This window comes from Methylobacterium sp. yr668 (assembly GCF_900116245.1).
GTDB lineage: Bacteria > Pseudomonadota > Alphaproteobacteria > Rhizobiales > Beijerinckiaceae > Methylobacterium.
Genome location: NZ_FOZY01000005.1, coordinates 105,532 through 120,336 on the forward strand (window position 1 = coordinate 105,532; position 14,805 = coordinate 120,336).

The window sequence follows — 14,805 nt, forward strand, 5'->3', positions numbered from 1 at the left end:
GCGCCCTCACGCCACCGCGCGCCGGCCCGGCAGGGGCTGCGGCACGACCTCGGCCTCCCGCGCCCGCAGGAGGCTCGGGTAGTGCAGCACCTCGATGCGGCCGTCGTAGTGCTCCACGAGCCCGGTGCAGGATTCCACCCAGTCGCCGGTGTTGAGGTAGCGCAGGTCGCCGATCGGCCGGTCCGCGGCGTGGTGGATGTGGCCGCAGATCACCCCGTCGGCGCCCTGGCGGCGGGCCTCCTCGGCCAGGATCGTCTCGAAGCGGCCGATGAAGCTCACCGCGTTCTTCACGCGCAGCTTCGCCCAGGCCGACAGCGACCAGTAGGACAGGCCCAGACGCCGCCGCACCTTGTTGATCAGCGTGTTGAGGGAGAGCGCCAGCGTGTAGGCGCCGTCGCCCAGATGGGCGAGCCACGGCGAGTGGCGCACCACCATGTCGAACTGGTCGCCGTGGATGACGAGGTAGCGCTTGCCGTCGGCCGCCTCGTGGATCGCGGTCTCGGCGAGCTCGATGCCGCCGAAGCTCGTGCCCACGTAGTCGCGCAGGAACTCGTCGTGGTTGCCGGGCAGGTAGACGATCCGCGCGCCCTTGCGGACCTTGCGCAGGAGCTTCTGCACCACGTCGTTGTGCTCCTGCGGCCAGTACCAGCCCGAGCGCAGCTGCCAGCCGTCCACGATGTCGCCGACGAGGTAGATCGTGTCGGCGTCGTAGTCCTTCAGGAACGACAGCAGCAGGCCGGCCTGGCAGCCGCGCGTGCCGAGATGCAGGTCGGACAGGAACAGCGTCCGCACGCGGACCGGCATCTCCTCAACCTCGGCCACGGCATCCTCTCCCGGCGGCTGAACGGTGCCGGGATCCAGAGCGCGATCCGATCTCAGTTTGATGACGCGGGTTCCGACGGGGCGGAAAGACTTCGGTGTGCGGTGCCGCGAAGCCTCTCAACCGGAGCGTAGCTTCGTTGCGTCGCACAAAAAATTTTTTTGGCAAGTTCCGGAAGTTTTTCCGGTTTTCCTTTCGAGCTTCACCGCCTCATAATACCAAGAACCGGCCGCTCGGCACGAGCACGGCCGGACCTTGACAGGAAGGCGGCGAGGACGGCCCTGGAGCCGTTGGACGGGACGGCAATTCGGAGGCGACCGGCGCGCGGGGGCGCGCCGCGACGCGAGCGGCGTGAGGCCGCCTGCCGCTCCGCGGAGACCCCCCGATCACGGCAGAGGATGGCGTTCGTGGGGGTGCGGCGCGAGCCGCTCTCGACGGCGCCGGACCGACTCCCTGAGGACGCTTGGACAACCCGGCGCGGGTTCACGCCCGCGCGCAATGGACTTTTCGGAGGAAACATCATGGCCGCAACCCGGCGCCCCGGTCGCAACCACCTCTTCATCCCGGGCCCCACCAACATCCCGGAGCGCGTCCTGCGCGCCATGCACGTGCCGTCGGAGGATCACCGCTCGCCGAGCTTCCCCGAGCTGGTGAAGCCGCTCCTGCAGGACTCCAAGATGGTGTTCGGCTCGACCGCCGGGACGGTCATCCTGTTCCCGTCCTCGGGCACCGGCATCTGGGAATCGGCCCTGTCCAACACCCTCTGCCGCGGCGACACGGTGCTGACCTCGCGCTACGGCCAGTTCAGCCACCTCTGGGTCGACATGGCCCAGCGCCTCGGCCTCGACGTGGTCGTCCAGGAGGAGGAGTGGGGCACCGGCGCCGATCCGCAGAAGATCGAGGAGGCCCTGCGCGCCGACAAGGACCATAAGATCAAGGCCGTCATGGTCGTCCACAACGAGACCGCCACCGGCGTCACCAGCGACATCGGCGCGGTGCGGAAGGCGATCGACGCCGCTGGGCACCCGGCTCTGCTGTTCGTGGACGGCATCTCGTCGATCGGCTCTCTGCCGTTCGAGATGGACGCGTGGAAGGTCGACTGCGCCATCGCGGGCTCGCAGAAGGGCTTCATGCTGCCGGCCGGCCTCGGCCTGATCTGCATCAGCCCGAAGGCGCTCAAGATCGCCGAGAGTGGCACCGGCCGCAACGACCGGCTCGGCCACGCCTACTTCGCCTGGAAGGATCAGCTGGCCGCCAACGCCACCGGCTACTTCCCCTACACCCCCGTCCTGCCGCTGCTCTACGGCCTGCGCGAGGCCCTGGCGGTCGTGAAGGAAGAGGGGCTGGAGAACGTCTACCACCGCCACCACGTCCTCGCCGAGGCGACCCGCCAAGCGGTCGCGGCCTGGGGCCTCAAGCCCTGCGCCAAGGAGCCCAAGTGGAACTCCGACACGGTCACGGCGATCGTGGTGCCGGAGGGCGCCGACGCCGCCAAGGTGATCACCCACGCCTACGAGCGCTACAACCTCTCGCTGGGCGCCGGCCTGTCGAAAGTCGCCGGCAAGGTGTTCCGCATCGGCCACCTGGGCGACCTGAACGAACTGTCGCTGCTGGGCGCCATCGCGGGCGCCGAGATGGCCATGCTCGATTGCGGCATCAAGGTCACGCCGGGCTCGGGAGTCGCCGCCGCCTCCAGCTACCTGCGCGAGAATCCGCTGCATAAGGCGTGATCTGCGCCCGCGATAGGGGCGGGACCGGGTTGCCGGGCCCGCCCCGACGCGCAAGTAAGAACAAGACTATCGAGGAAACCGCCCGTCGTACGAGAGGGGTCCTATGACCAAGAAGATCGTGTTCCTGGATCGCGAATCCCTCGATGCCAGGGTCCGACCGTTCAATTTCCCCCACGAATACGTCGAGCACGAGTCGACCTGGACGCCGGAGGAGATCGTCTCCCGCCTCCAGGGCGCGGAGATCGCGCTGATCAACAAGGTCCCGATGCGGGCCGAGACGCTGAAGCAGCTCCCCGACCTGAAGCTGATCGCGGTCGCCGCCACTGGCACCGACGTGGTCGACAAGGCCCAGGCCAAGGCCCAGGGGGTCACGGTCGTCAACATCCGCAACTACGCGTTCAACACCGTGCCGGAGCACGTGGTCGGGCTGATGTTCGCCCTGCGCCGGGCGATCGTGCCCTACGCCAACTCGGTGCGGCGCGGCGACTGGGCGAAGTCCAAGCAGTTCTGCTACTTCGACTACCCGATCTACGACATCGCCGGCTCGACGCTCGGCATCGTCGGCTACGGGGCGCTGGGCAAATCGATCGCCAAGCGCGCCGAGGCGCTGGGCATGAAGGTCATCGCCTACGACGTGTTCCCGCAGGACGGGCTGGTCGATTTCGAGACGATCCTGACGCAGTCCGACGTGATCACGCTGCACGTGCCGCTGACCCCCGACACCAAGGGGATGATCGGCGCCGCCGAGCTCAAGAAGATGAAGAAGAGTGCCATCCTCATCAACACGGCCCGCGGCGGCCTCGTGGACGAGGCGGCCCTTCTCGAGGCGCTCAAGGACGGCACCATCGCGGGCGCCGGGTTCGACGTGGTGGCGCAGGAGCCGCCCAAGGACGGCAACATCCTGTGCGACGCCGACCTGCCGAACCTGATCGTCACGCCGCACGTCGCCTGGGCGAGCAAGGAGGCGATGCAGATTCTGGCCGACCAGCTCGTCGACAACGTCGAGGCCTTCGTGGCGGGCAAGCCGCAGAACGTGGTGGAAGCCTAAGCTCAAAATCAGCGACGGGCGTTTCCCTCCCCCTTGGGGGGAGGGGCCAGGGGTGGGGGTGGTGCAGGAGGCACTGCTCCGCTCAATTCTGCACTACCCCCACCTCCGGCTCCTCCCCGCAAGGGTGAGGAGAGGGGGCTGCGTCCACGCATCGACCCAACCAACATCAGCGCCGGCGCCCCACGGGCGCGACGGAAAGGTCCCAGGAAAATGACGAAGAAGCTGCTGTTCCTGTTCGACACCGATGCCGTGCCGAACGTGTTCGACACGGTCGTCGGCTACGACGGCGGCGCCGACCACATCACCGGCTACGGCGGCGTGAATCCCGACAATGTCGGCGCCCTGGTCGACGGCACGATCTACACCCGCGGCGGCTCCGAGAAGAAGTCGACGGCGATCTTCGTCGGCGGCGGCAGCATGGCGGCGGGCGAGGCGCTGTTCACCGCCGTCAAGAAGCGGTTCTTCGGCCCGTTCCGGGTCTCGGTGATGCTCGATTCCAACGGCTCCAACACCACGGCCGCCGCGGGCGTCGCGCTGGTGGCCAAGGCCGCGGGCTCGCTCCAGGGCAAGAAGGCCGTCGTGCTGGCGGGCACCGGCCCGGTCGGCATGCGCTCGGCCGCTCTGCTCGCCGGCGAGGGCGCCGAGGTCACCATCGCGGGCCGCGCCCTCGACAAGACCCAGGCCGCCGCGGACCAGATCAACACGCGCTTCAAGGTCAACGTGAAGGCCGCCGCGACCCCCGACGAGGCCTCCCGCGTCGCTCTGGTGAAGGGCACGAACCTCGTGTTCACGGCCGGCGCCATCGGCGTCGAGCTGCTGCCGGAAGCCGCCTGGGCGCAGGAATCGTCGATCGAGTTCGTCGCCGACTACAACGCCCAGCCCCCGACGGGCATCGGAGGCATCGACGTGATGGACAAGGGCAAGGAGCGCAACGGCAAGCAGGCCTTCGGGGCGCTGGGCATCGGCGGCCTGAAGCTCAAGCTGCACCGGGCCTGCGTCGGCCAGCTCTTCGAGAGCACCGACAAGGTGCTCGACGCCGAGGAGATCTACGCCCTCGCCAAGACGATGGCCTGAGGAGGCGCCGGTGACCGAGACGCATCGCCCCGAGACCGACAGCATCGAGAAATTCCTGACGGAGCTGGCGAGCGCTGCCCCCACCCCCGGGGGCGGCGGCGCGGCGGCGATCTCCGGCGCCATGGGCGCGGCCCTGGTGTCGATGGTCTGCAACCTCACCATCGGCAAGAAGAAGTACGTCGAGGTCGAGGCCGAGCTGAAGGAGGTCCTGGCCAAGTCCGAGGGCCTGCGGGTCGTGCTCACCGGCATGATCGGCGAGGACGTCCAGGCCTTCGACGCCGTCATGGGCGCCTACGGCCTGCCCAAGAACACCGACGACGAGAAGGCGGCCCGCGCCGAGAAGATCCAGGCGGCGCTCAAGACCGCCTGCGACGTGCCGCTCGCCTGCTGCCGGGCCTGCCGCGCGGTGATCGACCTCGCGGCCATCACCGCCGACAAGGGCAACCTCAACGTCGTGTCGGATGCCGGCGTGGCGGTGCTCTCCGCCTATGCCGGCCTGCGCAGCGCGGCACTGAACGTCTACGTGAACGCCAAGGGTCTCGAGGACCGCGCGTTCGCCGAGGAGCGGCTGAAGGAGCTGGCGGATCTGCTCGGCGAGGCCGGCGCACTCACCGAGAAGGTCTACGCGGTCGTCAAGGACAAGGTGAACTGAACCGGCGACTTGGGTCAGCACCGCGCGTCACAGCGCGCCCGGTCGGCCCCGTCGACGCCGCCGTCTCTGCGAGCGCAGCGAAGCAATCCAGTCGGCGCCACGATCTCAGAGGTCGCGCTGCCCTGGGTCACGTCGCTGCGCTCGCGATGACGGACAGAGCGTCCTGAACGAAGCGTTCCGGCGTACTTTGTAGCGATTCAACAGTCGAGGCCGGGTGCATCGTGCTCCCGGCCTCGCTGTTTTCCTGTATGCTGCATCGCAATATGAAATACGATCTGTGTTGCGACCGCGAAAAAGTCGCGGTCAATCAGGAGCTTAAAAAATTTGACGGGCGTAATCTTTCGACTCAACTAAAGTAGAGGGCGTCAACGGCGGCAACGAACCGCGGAGGAGGCGCCGAATGGACGTCCACGAGTATCAGGCCAAGGAGCTGCTCGCGAGCTTCGGCGTGGCCGTCCCGAAAGGCGCGATCGCCTTCAGCCCGGACCAGGCGGTCTACGCAGCCACCGAGCTCGGCGGCTCGTTCTGGGCCGTGAAGGCGCAGATCCACGCCGGCGCCCGCGGCAAGGCCGGCGGCATCAAGCTGTGCCGGACCTACAACGAGGTCCGCGACGCCGCGAAGGATCTCCTCGGCAAGCGCCTCGTCACGCACCAGACCGGCCCCGAGGGCAAGCCGGTGCAGCGGGTCTACGTCGAGACCGCCGACCCGTTCGAGCGCGAGCTCTACCTCGGCTACGTGCTGGACCGGAAGGCCGAGCGCGTGCGGGTCATCGCCAGCCAGCGCGGCGGCATGGACATCGAGGAGATCGCCGCCAAGGAGCCCGACTCGCTCATCCAGGTGGTGGTCGAGCCGGCGGTCGGCCTGCAGCAGTTCCAGGCGCGGGAGATCGCCTTCCAGCTCGGGCTCAACATCAAGCAGGTCTCGGCCGCGGTGAAGACGATCATGAACGCCTACCGGGCGTTCCGCGACTGCGACGGCACCATGCTGGAGATCAACCCGCTCGTCGTCACCAAGGACGACCGGGTGCTGGCGCTCGACGCCAAGATGAGCTTCGACGACAACGCGATGTTCCGCCGGCCGGGCATCGCCGACATGCACGACCCGTCCCAGGGCGATCCCCGCGAGGCGCAGGCCGCCGAGCACAACCTCAGCTACATCGGCCTCGAGGGCGAGATCGGCTGCATCGTCAACGGCGCGGGCCTCGCCATGGCCACCATGGACATGATCAAGCACGCGGGCGGCGAGCCGGCGAACTTTCTGGACGTCGGCGGCGGCGCGTCTCCTGAGCGGGTCGCCACGGCCTTCCGGCTCGTGCTCTCGGACCGCAACGTGAAGGCGATCCTGGTCAACATCTTCGCCGGCATCAACCGCTGCGACTGGGTCGCCGAGGGCGTCGTCCAGGCCGCCCGCGAGGTGAAGATCGACGTGCCGCTCGTGGTCCGGCTCGCCGGCACGAACGTCGAGGCCGGCAAGAAGATCCTGGCCGAGAGCGGCCTCGATCTCATCACCGCCGACACGCTGGCTGAGGCGGCCAAGAAGGCGGTCGACGCCTGCTCCGCCGCCAAGACGCAGCACTGAGAGGGGAGACCGCGCCATGAGCATCCTCATCGACGAGACCACCCCGATCATCGTCCAGGGCATCACGGGCGACAAGGGCACCTTCCACGCCAAGGAGATGCTGGATTACGGCACGAACGTCGTCGGCGGCGTCACCCCGGGCAAGGGCGGGCGCACCCATCTGGGCCTGCCGGTGTTCAACACCGTCAAGGAGGCGGTGGCGGCGACCGGCGCCACCACGTCGATCACCTTCGTGGCGCCCCCCTTCGCGGCGGACGCCATCATGGAGGCGGCCGATGCCGGCCTGCGGCTGGTCTGCTCGATCACCGACGGGATCCCGGCCCAGGACATGATGCGGGTGAAGCGCTACCTGTACCGCTACCCGAAAGAGAAGCGGACCATGGTGGTCGGCCCGAACTGCGCCGGCATCATCTCGCCCGGCAAGGCGATGCTCGGCATCATGCCCGGCCACATCTACCTTCCGGGCAATGTCGGGGTGATCTCCCGCTCCGGGACGCTGGGCTACGAGGCCGCCTCGCAACTCAAGGAACTCGGGCTCGGGATCTCGACCTCGGTGGGCATCGGCGGCGACCCGATCAACGGCTCGTCCTTCCTCGACCACCTCGCCCTGTTCGAGACCGACCCGGACACCGACGCGGTCCTGATGATCGGCGAGATCGGCGGCCCGCAGGAGGCCGAGGCCTCGGCCTGGATCCGCGAGAACATGTCGAAGCCGGTGATCGGCTTCGTGGCCGGGCTGACCGCCCCGAAGGGTCGCCGCATGGGCCATGCCGGCGCGATCATCTCGGCCGCCGGCGACAGCGCCGCCGAGAAGGCCGAGATCATGCGCTCCTACGGGCTGACGGTGGCGCCGGATCCGGGATCCTTCGGGCAGACGGTGGCCGACGTGCTGGCCCGGGCCGCGTAGCGCGGCCGGCCCGCCTTACGTCCCGGAACGCGGCGCGGGTCCTCTCTCCCGAGCGGGAGAGGGCGCGCGTCGCGCTGGGCACCGGCCGATGCGCGCCTCCCTCCCGGAGGTGACGGCGCATCGTGCTGAACATCCTCGAGAAAGACCGTGCGCCACGAGGTGGCTCCATGACCCGCACCCTTCACGCAACCCCTGGTCTCGTCGATGCCACGGCCTTCGCGCCGCCGGTGATCGTCGGCACGTCGTCGGAGCAGGCGCTGGACATCCTGTTCCAGGCGCTGCTCGACGTCGCCCGCCGGCACGACCCCGACCTCGAGGCGGTCCTGCACGGGACGGCCGACATCTCGCGCTTCTCGCCGCAGATGCTGGCGCGCGCGCTGCAGGTGCAGGGCATCTGGTTCCAGCTGATCTCCATCGCCGAGCAGAACGCCGCGATGCGCCGACGCCGGCACGTGGAGCGCACGGAGGGGCGGGCCGCGCTCGGCGGCTCCTTCGCCAAGGTTTTTTCCGACGCGCGCAAACAGGGGGTGCCCCCTGAAAAAATCCAGGCGCTGCTGAGCGACCTGCGCATCCGCCCGACGCTCACCGCCCACCCGACGGAGGGCAAGCGGGTGACGGTGCTGGAGAAGTTCCGCCGGATCTACCTCGTCCTGCGCGAGCTGGAGATGCCGCGCTGGACCGACCGTGAGCGCAACGGGCTCATGAACGAGCTGCGCGACCAGATCGAGCTGGTCTGGATGACGGGCGAGCTGCACCTGGAGAAGGCGACCGTCGAGCGGGAGGTGGCCTGGGGGCTGCACTTCTTCGACGAGACCCTGTTCGAGATGCTGCCCGAGACCCTGGAGACCCTCCACGAGGCGCTGGCCGAGACCTATCCGGGCACGGAGTTCAGGGTGCCGCCGTTCTTCCAGTTCGGCTCCTGGATCGGCGGCGACCGGGACGGCAATCCCTACGTCACGGCGGCCGTCACCCGGCAGACCCTGCACCGCAACGCGCTCGCCTCGCTCACGCGCTACCGCGACGGCGTCCGCGAGCTGGGGCGGACCCTCTCGCTCACCGAGCGCTCGCTGCCGTTGCCCGAGAGCTTCCGCGCGGAGCTCGACCGGAATCTCGCCGAGAGCGGCCAGGCCCGCGCCATCACCCGGCGCAACCCGGGCGAGCCCTATCGCCAGTACCTCTCCTGCGTCCTGCGCAAGATCGAGGCGACGATCGCCCGCAACGAGGGCGAGCACCCGTCCGGCCCCGACTACGCGAGCGCGGACGGGCTGATCGAGGACCTGCGCACCCTGGAGCGCGGCCTGACCGAGGCTAAGTGCGGGGCACTGGCGCGGGACCTCGTCCGCCCGGTCCGGCGCATGGTCGAGATCTTCCGCTTCTCGACGGTCCGCCTCGACCTGCGCGAGAACACCACCCGGACCACCGACACGCTCCACGCCCTCTGGCGCCAGCGCAACGGCGACGGCGAGCCGCCGGCCCTCGGCTCGGCCGCGTGGCGCCAGTGGCTCGACACGGAGCTCGCCCGGCCGCGCGATCCCGAGCGGTCCTTCGAGGACCTGCCCGACGCCGCCCGCGAGACGCTCGCCACCTTCGCCCTCGTCGCCGAGATGCGCGAGGCCCTCGACCGCGAGGCGTTCGGTGCCTTCGTGCTGTCGATGACCCGCTCGGTGGAGGACGTGCTCGGCGCGTACCTGCTGGCCAAGGAAGCGGGGGTGTTCCTCGACGCCGCCGGCACGGAGATCTGCCCGCTGCCGATCGTGCCCCTGTTCGAGACCATCGACGACCTGCGCGCCGCCCCGGCGATCATGCGGGCGCTGCTCAACGTGCCGGTGGTCCGCCGCTCCACCCGCTGGCAGGGCGGCGTGCAGGAGGTGATGATCGGCTACTCGGACTCCAACAAGGACGGCGGCTTCGTCGCCGCCAACTGGGAACTCTACAAGGCGCAGAGCAAGCTGACCCGGCTCGGCGAGGAGCTCGGCGTCGGGATCGCCTTCTTCCACGGGCGCGGCGGCTCGGTGAGCCGCGGCGGCGTGCCGACCCAGAAGGGCATCATGGCCCAGCCGCCGGGCTCCATCCGCGGCCGGTTCCGGACCACCGAGCAGGGCGAGGTCGTCTCGTTCAAGTACGCCAATCGCGGCACGGCCGCCTACCAGATGGAGCTGCTGGCGGCCTCGGTGTTCGAGCACGCGCTCGCCGGCGACGGCGAGCGGGCGGGCCCCGGCCACGACGACGCCCTCGAGGCGCTCGCCGGGGCCTCGCGGGCGGCCTACGTCCAGCTGCTCCAGACCGACGGCTTGGTCGATTACTTCCAGGCGGCGAGCCCGCTGGACGAGATCTCCCTTCTCAACATCGGCTCGCGTCCGGCCCGCCGCTTCGGCGCGCGCTCGCTCTCGGACCTCCGCGCGATCCCCTGGGTGTTCGCGTGGTCGCAGAACCGGCACGTGATCACCGGCTGGTACGGCGTCGGCTCGGGGCTGGCGAGCTTCATCGACGTGCGCGGCCGCGACGGCGAGGCGACCCTCAAGCGGCTGTTCAACGAGTCCCGCATCCTCCGCCTCGTCCTCGACGAGGTCGAGAAGACGCTGATGATGGTCGATCTCGACATCGCCCGCGCCTACGCGGGCCTCGTCCCGGACGCGGGCGTCCGGGACCGGATCTTCTCGATGATCGAGGCCGAGTACGCGCTCACCCGCGAGATGGTGCTGCGGGTGAGCGGCGGCACGGAGCTGGCTGAGCGCTTCCCCCTGTTCCGGGACCGCCTGAAGGGCCGGCTCCCGACGATTAACCAGGTCAGCCGCGAGCAGGTCGAGCTGCTCGCCCGCTACCGCGCCGAGACCGACGAGGACCGGCGCGAGGCGGTGAAGTCGGCCCTGCTCCTGTCCATCAACTGCATCGCGGTCGGCTTCGGGGCGACCGGATAGGGTAGGGTCCAGCGGGCTCCCTCTCCCGCGCGGGAGACGGGACCCGTGCCTCGATCCCGTACCGGGAACCCGGTCCATTCGTGCAGCCGCGCCCTGTCAGCGATCCACGCGCGCGCCATTTGCCGCCGATGAACGGGACCGCATCCCGCAACGGCACCAGAACCGTCACTAGGAGAGAGAACCCAAGATGAGCTTCACCCTGATCCAGCAGGCCAAGCCGCGCCTGCACCGCTCCGAACTCGCCGTGCCCGGCTCCAACCCGACCTTCATGGAGAAGTCGGCCTCCTCGGCGGCGGACGTGATCTTCCTCGATCTTGAGGACGCGGTCGCCCCGGACGACAAGGAGAAGGCCCGCACCAACATCATCCAGGCGCTGAACGACTTGGATTGGGGCAACAAGACCATGATGATCCGCATCAACGGTCTCGACACCCACTACATGTACCGCGACGTGGTCGACATCGTCGAAGCCTGCCCGCGGCTCGACATGGTGCTGATCCCCAAGGTCGGCGTGCCGGCCGACGTCTACGCTATCGACGTGCTGGTCACGCAGATCGAGCAGGCCAAGAAGCGCGAGAAGCAGATCGGCTTCGAGGTGCTGATCGAGACGGCCCTCGGCATGGCCAACGTCGAGGCGATCGCCCAGTCGTCGAAGCGGCTGGAGGCGATGTCCTTCGGCGTCGCCGACTACGCCGCCTCGACCCGCGCCCGATCCACCGTCATCGGCGGCGTGAACCCCGACTTCTCGGTGCTGACCGACAAGGACGAGTCCGGCAGCCGCCAGACCCACTGGCAGGACCCGTGGCTGTTCGCCCAGAACCGCATGCTGGTCGCCTGCCGCGCCTACGGACTGCGCCCGATCGACGGACCGTTCGGCGACTTCTCGGATCCGGACGGCTACCGCTCGGCGGCCCGCCGCTGCGCGGCCCTCGGCTTCGAGGGCAAGTGGGCGATCCACCCGAGCCAGATCGAGCTCGCCAACGAGGTGTTCACCCCCTCCGAGGCCGAGGTCACCAAGGCCCGGCGCATCCTCGAGGCCATGGAAGAGGCCGCCAAGGCCGGCCGCGGCGCCGTGTCCCTGGACGGCCGCCTCATCGACATCGCCTCGATCCGCATGGCCGAGGCGCTGATCGAGAAGGCGAACGCCATGAAGGGCTGAAGACCGCTCCGACGCGGGCGGATCCCGGCCCCCTGGCCGGGATCCGCCCTCCGCACTGCGAGGAACGTCTCATCCTTGCGAGCGCAGCGAAGCAATCCAGGCTCGCGGCTACGGCGACATGCGTGTCGCTGCCGGGTTGCCTCGCTGCGCTCGCGAGGACGGCGGCGAGGACGGCGGCGCCGCGTGGCCCGAAGTCCCGTCAGAACGGCCGATCGTCGGGCAGCCGCGCCGCTTCCATCTCGTCCGGCGTCGGGTCCCGGTGAACCACGATCCCGGTGGAGCGGTCCGCCGCGATCAGCCCGAGCCGGGCGAACCCGTCGAGCCAGCCGTCCATCGGCCAGATCCCGTGCCGGTCGTGGAAGCGCGCCGCGTTGGCGACGATGTCGCGGAAATGCTGCAGCGGCGGGTCGTAGCCCGGATGATGCTGGTGGTAGGCCCGAGGGCCGCCGAGGAACAGGATCGGCACGCCGGCCCGCTCGGCCCGGAAGGCGAGGTCGGTGTCCTCCGCGCCGTAGCCCGAGAAGGTCTCGTCGAAGCCGCCGAGGCGGTCGTAGGTCGCGGCCCGCACCGCGAAGGCGAGGGACCAGAACAGGCCGGGCTGCGGCGCCGGCGCCACCGTGCCGGCGGGCGGGAAGACCCGCACCGGGTGCGGCGCGCCGAGACGCGCCAGATCCGTCTCGCGCCACCCGTCCGCGACCGCGCCGGCCGGCAGGTAGCCGATCTCGCAGCAGATCAGGCCGTCCCGCTCGGCCACCGCCCGCGACAGGCCCGCGACGAGCCCCGCCGAGGGGATGCAGTCCACGTCGAGGAAGATCAGCGTGTCGGCACCGGCGGCCCGGCGCCCGGCATTGCGCGCCGCAGCGAGCGGCAGGCCGGCATGCGGGAACGGCACGCGCTCCACCGGGAAGGGCAGGGCCGGGTAGGGCGCCGCGTCGTCGCCGATCTCGACGACGACGCAGCGGTCGGGCGGGTCGCCGCGGCCGAGGCCTTCGAGCAGACGGGTCAGGTGCGCGCGCCGGCCCTTGTTGAGGGTGATGACCGCGACGCTCACGGGGCGGTTCCGGCGCGCAGGACGTCGATGCGGTACTTGTCCGTCCGCGCCTGACTCAGGACCTTTGCGAAGGGTGCCGACAGCCGGATGAAGCCCTCGGCGGCGCCGTCACCCGAGAGCGGGTAGTCGGTCTCGCCCAGCCAGTGCACCAGCACGATGTCGCCGCCGGGCGCGATCGTCGCGACGGCCCGGCGCACGAGCGCGGCGAAATCCTCCGGGGCCAGGAAGTACAGGAACTCGGAGAGGACGATCAGGTCGAACCGCTCCTCGGGCCAGTCCGCCGGCATCGTGCCCTGCCGGATCTCGACGTGGGGGCGATCCGCGCAGCGCGCCCGGGCGTCCTCCAGGGCGGCCGGGACCAGATCCGTGGCGAGCAGACGCTCGCAGCGCTCGGACAGGGCGTGGGTGAAGACGCCGATGGAACAGGCCGGCTCGAACGCGGCCCGGTAGCGCGCCCGCGGCAGGGCCGCCAGCGTCGCCGCGTACTTGTCGCGCTCGTAGGACGACGAGGTGAAGCGCCAGGGATCCGGGTCGCTGGCGTACATGCCGAGGAAGTAGTCTTCCGGCAGGGTCTGCGTCCGGCGGCTCATGCGGGGACCGCGACGAAGCGCTCGTAGGGGCCGCAGAGCCGGTCGATCATGGCGGGCTCGAGCCGGAAGCCCTGGGGATCGTCCGCGATCAGGTCGGTGGTCTGCGATTCGTGGGCGGCGACGGCGCGCGCCTTGGTCTCGCGATAGGCGGAGACGTCGAGGCGCAGGCCGGCGGGGCTCGGCCCGACCTCGGTCTCGGGCGGCAGGGTCCAGCCCCAGACGGGGTACTCGTAGACGCGGACCCCCGGCATCTGCGGCCGCGCGAGGGCGACGATCGCCGCGGCCGCCTTGTGGTCGCAGTGGGGATCGTGGCGCCACGTGACGAAGACCGCGCCGGCCCCGATCGCCGCGGCCGCGCGGGCGACCGCGGACGCGGAGGCCTCGGCCTCGGGGCCGTCGCTCGGGACGTGCGCGTCCGGGAGGCGCAGGAAGGTGACGGCCTCGGGCCCGAGGCCGAGGACCGCCACGGCCCGCCGGGTCTCCGCCTCGCGCAGGGCGCGCAGTTTCTCGGGCGGGTAGAGACGGGAATGCGTGTGCGACCCGCAGCCGTCGCTGACCACGACGAGATGCACGGGCCGTCCCGACGCCCGGGCGGCGGCGATCAGCCCGCCGCATCCGAGGCTCTCGTCGTCGGGATGGGGCGCGACCACCACGAGCCCCCGGCTCCCCAGGAGGGCGTCGAGGCTCGCCACGGGCAGCGCGTCGGCGGCGGCGAGGAAGGCGTCGGCGCGCATCAGCAGCCTCCGATCCGGTCAGAGGCCGAGAGGTCGGAGGCCAAGAGGAAGCGCCGGTCGCACCGCGACGGGCTGCTGACGGGATCGATCACGGGACGCTCCACGGACGGTGCGCGGGTTCTGGCGTCCCGGGTTGTCAGGCGCGGCGCATGAACGCGCCATGAGCGGCGCGTACGGGCCGGCCGGAGGGCATCAGCGATCGTTCTCGGTGGTGAGCGCGTCGGCGCGGGTGCCCTCGTCGACGCCCCGGCCCGCCGCGAGGTGGACGCCGGGCGTCGGCGCGTCGCGGAAGACCGCACCGGCGGCGCTGAGGGCGCTGCGCAGGGCCTCGACCTGGCCACTGGGCGCGTCGCTGTAGCCGCCCTCGAAATCCCGCACGAATCGCTCGTCCAGGCCGACCTTGCCGGCGAGATCGGCCTCCGACCAGCCGAGCAGCCCGCGAGCCGCCCGCGACTGCGCCGGGGTCATGGCGAGCGCCCGGGTCCCGCTCTGCGCGCCCTCGTCCGATCCTGCCAAGGTGATCCTCCTGCTTCGCACTGATCA

Annotated in this window: 13 protein-coding genes; 8 read left to right on the forward strand and 5 right to left on the reverse strand. The window is 70.3% G+C overall.

Features of this window, described 5'->3' with window-relative positions; all coding sequences use genetic code 11:
- Nucleotides 1-6: 6 nt before the first annotated feature.
- Nucleotides 7-822, reverse strand: coding sequence for a UDP-2,3-diacylglucosamine diphosphatase (locus BM419_RS08405; RefSeq protein WP_020092658.1), 816 nt, complete (start codon nucleotides 820-822; stop codon nucleotides 7-9).
- Between the two features lie 519 nt (nucleotides 823-1,341).
- On the opposite strand from BM419_RS08405, the gene BM419_RS08410 reads away from it, so the two are divergent.
- From BM419_RS08410 to BM419_RS08445, 8 genes are all read left to right on the forward strand, one after another.
- Nucleotides 1,342-2,550: an aminotransferase class V-fold PLP-dependent enzyme gene (locus tag BM419_RS08410; RefSeq protein ID WP_091926147.1), complete on the forward strand. Its 1,209-nt coding sequence runs from the start codon at nucleotides 1,342-1,344 to the stop codon at nucleotides 2,548-2,550.
- Between the two features lie 103 nt (nucleotides 2,551-2,653).
- Nucleotides 2,654-3,598 carry a D-2-hydroxyacid dehydrogenase gene (locus BM419_RS08415; RefSeq protein WP_020092656.1) on the forward strand — a complete coding sequence of 315 codons (945 nt, stop codon included), beginning with the start codon at nucleotides 2,654-2,656 and terminating at the stop codon, nucleotides 3,596-3,598.
- A 210-nt stretch (nucleotides 3,599-3,808) separates the two neighbouring features.
- Nucleotides 3,809-4,672 (forward strand): NADP-dependent methylenetetrahydromethanopterin/methylenetetrahydrofolate dehydrogenase, encoded by an 864-nt coding sequence (locus BM419_RS08420; protein ID WP_042673897.1) that lies wholly within the window; start codon nucleotides 3,809-3,811, stop codon nucleotides 4,670-4,672.
- A gap of 10 nt (nucleotides 4,673-4,682) precedes the next feature.
- On the forward strand, nucleotides 4,683-5,324 hold the full coding sequence (gene fchA, locus BM419_RS08425; protein ID WP_091926149.1) for a methenyltetrahydrofolate cyclohydrolase: 642 nt from the start codon (nucleotides 4,683-4,685) through the stop codon (nucleotides 5,322-5,324).
- Nucleotides 5,325-5,724: 400 nt separating this feature from the next.
- A complete protein-coding gene (locus tag BM419_RS08430) occupies nucleotides 5,725-6,903 on the forward strand; it encodes a malate--CoA ligase subunit beta (protein WP_020092653.1) in 1,179 nt (392 codons plus the stop codon).
- Nucleotides 6,904-6,919: 16 nt separating this feature from the next.
- Nucleotides 6,920-7,810, forward strand: coding sequence for a succinate--CoA ligase subunit alpha (sucD, locus tag BM419_RS08435; protein ID WP_010687110.1), 891 nt, complete (start codon nucleotides 6,920-6,922; stop codon nucleotides 7,808-7,810).
- A gap of 167 nt (nucleotides 7,811-7,977) precedes the next feature.
- Nucleotides 7,978-10,728 carry a phosphoenolpyruvate carboxylase gene (locus BM419_RS08440; protein WP_091926151.1) on the forward strand — a complete coding sequence of 917 codons (2,751 nt, stop codon included), beginning with the start codon at nucleotides 7,978-7,980 and terminating at the stop codon, nucleotides 10,726-10,728.
- A 187-nt stretch (nucleotides 10,729-10,915) separates the two neighbouring features.
- Nucleotides 10,916-11,887, forward strand: coding sequence for an HpcH/HpaI aldolase/citrate lyase family protein (locus BM419_RS08445; protein ID WP_012320599.1), 972 nt, complete (start codon nucleotides 10,916-10,918; stop codon nucleotides 11,885-11,887).
- A gap of 199 nt (nucleotides 11,888-12,086) precedes the next feature.
- Here the strand turns inward: BM419_RS08445 and BM419_RS08450 are convergent, their stop codons facing one another.
- From BM419_RS08450 to BM419_RS08465, 4 genes are all read right to left on the reverse strand, one after another.
- Nucleotides 12,087-12,938, reverse strand: a complete 852-nt coding sequence (locus BM419_RS08450) for a glycosyltransferase family 2 protein (protein ID WP_091926152.1) — start codon at nucleotides 12,936-12,938, stop codon at nucleotides 12,087-12,089.
- The gene (locus tag BM419_RS08455) at nucleotides 12,935-13,528 is read right to left on the reverse strand and encodes an SAM-dependent methyltransferase (protein ID WP_091926154.1); all 594 of its coding nucleotides are present in this window, start codon (nucleotides 13,526-13,528) and stop codon (nucleotides 12,935-12,937) included. Before BM419_RS08455 ends, BM419_RS08450 begins: the two co-directional genes overlap by 4 nt.
- A complete protein-coding gene (locus tag BM419_RS08460; protein WP_091926155.1) occupies nucleotides 13,525-14,262 on the reverse strand; it encodes a PIG-L deacetylase family protein in 738 nt (245 codons plus the stop codon). Before BM419_RS08460 ends, BM419_RS08455 begins: the two co-directional genes overlap by 4 nt.
- A 192-nt stretch (nucleotides 14,263-14,454) precedes the next feature.
- A complete protein-coding gene (locus BM419_RS08465) occupies nucleotides 14,455-14,778 on the reverse strand; it encodes a helix-turn-helix domain-containing protein (protein ID WP_020092648.1) in 324 nt (107 codons plus the stop codon).
- Between the last annotated feature and the right edge of the window lie 27 nt (nucleotides 14,779-14,805).